The organism is Endozoicomonas sp. ONNA1, from assembly GCF_024606325.1.
GTDB lineage: Bacteria > Pseudomonadota > Gammaproteobacteria > Pseudomonadales > Endozoicomonadaceae > Endozoicomonas_A.
Genome location: NZ_JAHHPN010000121.1, coordinates 1 through 3,293 on the forward strand (window position 1 = coordinate 1; position 3,293 = coordinate 3,293).

Below are 3,293 nucleotides of genomic sequence, written 5' to 3' on the forward strand. Positions count from 1 at the left end.
TGTTGTTCGAGAGCATTCATTACCCGGGCTGTCACACATTCAAATGGCGGAACATGCAGATCAGCTTGCTTCATGCGCCACAAAAACATTCCCTTGCCCCCGAGTTGATTGCGGTCGGAGGGCGAATAGTGAGCAACCTGATCTGAAACAGGTAAACTGCAAAAGCGCTTGTCTAAAGGCGTTTGACTGATCGGAACGCTACCGGTGTCAAGACCACTGAAATACCGTTTGGATGGACTATTTTCGGCATCCTGTTTTGGATTCATTGCCGGGGTTTGACTATCCGATCTGTCAATACGTTCAGGTAACATCCAGATATCCCTCTCATGTTAAAGCTCATCCATGAGTTAATGACAAGCGCATCAACAAGTTACTTTCTTTTGACAATAATGTTTTTATAAAGTTCACCCGCCAGTCTGAAGCACATAACTTTGTCAGGATGAAAAATTGAGCATCCTGAACTTCTTACTTGGGTATATATTTAACAACTTCGCTATTTCGTTGGATGGCCGAATCGATAAAGTCCTGATCTTCTTGAAGCCTGTACGCAGCATATTCGAAAGTCTGAGGATTCTCTTCAATTAAATCCAGCATATACTCGCGATCATAAAATACCCTTAAACCGGCATATCTTAAGTGAGTGAAATCATCCGCTATTAAGATTTTAATCATGTTTTTATCGCTTCGGATTCTATGACTTGCATACTCGAAAGCTCCTGGATAATTCGCGATAGCAGCCATGACAACCTCATCATTATCTTTCATTCCCAGGCTGGCATATTCCAACAGATTACCCTCTTGAGCGACTGCGGCCAGGACGACCTCTTTATTACTTTTCAGTTCTTCACTCACATATTTCAGGTTATCAGGATGTACTGCAATGATGGCTAATACAAGGTTTTTATCATTTCGAGCCTTTTGGCACGCATATTTCAAGCCATTCTTCAGAAAGAAATTCCTGACCTTTTCTTTATCTTCCGAAAGTGACTGACCTGGTGAAACATCAAACTCCAGCCTGTAACTGTAAGATGATGGTTTGATAACATAATATTGATCTCTCAAATCGGGATAAACATCATCAACCAATGGAATAGCGCTTTGGGCATCTAACAATAACAGATGGTGTAAAAGTTCCCTGCGAGTGTCCTCACTGATCTCATCACTCATTAACACTTTCCGAAAATATTCCTCTGGCTTTTTCCAGCACTCTTCTAACTGTTGAACATAGTGAATAAACTGTTGGTGTTGTTTGCTTAATAACTGCCAGCAATCGGGAATAATCGTGAAAAAGTCGTAAATCGTTGCGAAAAGGCAATGTTGAAAGGCAAATCGATCAACTTCTGTCGTAACACCTCTATTAAGGCGTTGCTCAAGCAAGTTAAAATCCCACAGATCTCCTTCAAAAATGGTGCAGTCCTCTAGATAAATATCCATATTCTCAATAGAGTGCAACGCTGTTATCAGTTTTTCAAAGGCATCCTGCATCGTTTGGCGTGATGTCACTCGGGGGCATTCGACAATAATTTCTCCTGCTACGGCGTTGCAACTTAGCTTCATGCCAGCAGCATATTTATCCAGTTCGATCGCTTTCAGCAACTGCACCAGAAACCACATACGTTTCAACTTGCCGGGGGCATCAATGCCATCAATGAGATCAAACTCGTCAGAAAATGTCAGCCGCAAAGTTCGTCCTTTCCCCCCCTCTGCGTCTTCAAGCAGCTCGATAAGACCCATATGACTTCCAAGCTTCAGGTTAACAATCAAGGCACCATCCATACTGACGACAGTAGCTGGACGATCTAATTCTTTGAGGGATGCTTTGCAGGAAGGACTCAATAGTATTGCGCTTTCACCCGAGCCACCCGGAGTCGTGCAATCAACATAAGCGACTTCCTCTTCCCTGGTTAGCCTGCCCTGACCCGCGGCTAGTGTGACCGGTGCCAGCGCCTTTACGAAGCGCTGATGCAGGGCAAAAATCAACTCATGGACACTCCGCACCTGCTCAGCCTCTGAAGGGTTGAGCATCTGAAGACAGGATTGCAGCTGTTGACAGGCGACCACCCACTGACGAAACGATACCTGTCCTTTTTCAGAGCCATCCAGTGGCAAGATGACCACCTCTAACCCTGACCGAATGGTCTGTTTCAGCGTCTCGAACCGGTTGATTAACTGCGGCAATTCATCCAACAATCGCTCGACCCTCGGCGCCCTCCTGCTTCCCGCCAGTAGCAAAAAGGCCCGGTAACCCTCCAACAGGGCTTCAGCCCCATGAATGAGAAGATTTACTCTGTCCTTAGTCTGTGCCAGTAAGTTTGATCGCTGTGGCGACATACTCAGTTTCACCGGGTTTGCCAGACAATCCAGTCCGCCGCCAGGAGAATATAGCGCCAGCAATCGGGCATTTTGCTCTGTGAGCCACTTAAAGCCACTGGCGACCTGACGAAGTGTGCCTTCAGGGGGGGACAACTCATCCCGTGACGGAGCGGCTTTCGCCAATGATATATCAGAAAAAGCAGAGGACAGCCTTCTGTGACTGGCCAGTTTTCCAGTATGATCACCGTCCACAATAAAGGCCCCGAAGTTACCGTCAAAGCGGGCGCAGGCCAGCGTAATCTGTCGGCCATCCTGAGCAACCACTGCCGCATACTCGCCAGCGGCCAGCATTAAGGGTTTTTTTTCCTGTCTCATGAGGATGGCTACATGATCATTGAATCCTCCTTCGGCAATGACAAAACCACCTGCCCGCATCAGTACATCGGGCTCAAGCATCCATTGTTCGGCGTGTCGGGCCACGACAATGGCCCCGTGGGGCATAGAACCTGCCTCTCGTTTTTTGGCCAGCCAGATGGGTCCGGTGCCATAGCCTTCGCTGAAGGTCTCGCCAGTGGCCAGACTGTCTTCGGGTATGGGCATGGCAAAATCCATGCCGCCAGAGAGTTCGGTTACAGGACGCACCTGCAACAGGAACAGGCGCCCCTGACGATCAATAGCAAATTCCACATCCACCGGGCATAGCAACAGGTCTTCCAGCTTTGCCACCATCTCCCTGAGTGCTGAAACCGTGTCATCACTGAGTTGCTGACTGGTGTCGTCTGATTGAGTACCCGCATCATGAATTCTTGTTTCCGAGTAGCCCCTATTATCTGTGTTTTTGCGCAGGATGAAGTGACTTGCAACTGTTCCGGGAAAATATTGAGAACTGTCAGCGCCTTCTTTTTTGCGGGAAATATCGATGCGGTGGGGCGTATTACCGGACTGTCCTGCCACTGCGCCTCTGGGTTGACCGGGTGTGT

2 protein-coding genes are annotated in these 3,293 nt (G+C 47.8%); both read right to left on the reverse strand.

The genetic code is table 11. From position 1 onward, the window contains the following. On the reverse strand, positions 1-311 hold a 311-nt coding region (locus KDK19_RS02740; RefSeq protein ID WP_257287330.1), incomplete at its 3' end, for a hypothetical protein. 154 nt (positions 312-465) lie between these two features. Continuing rightward, positions 466-3,293, reverse strand: a 2,828-nt coding sequence (locus tag KDK19_RS02745; RefSeq protein WP_257291301.1) for a DUF4116 domain-containing protein, incomplete at its 5' end; no start/stop codon positions are given.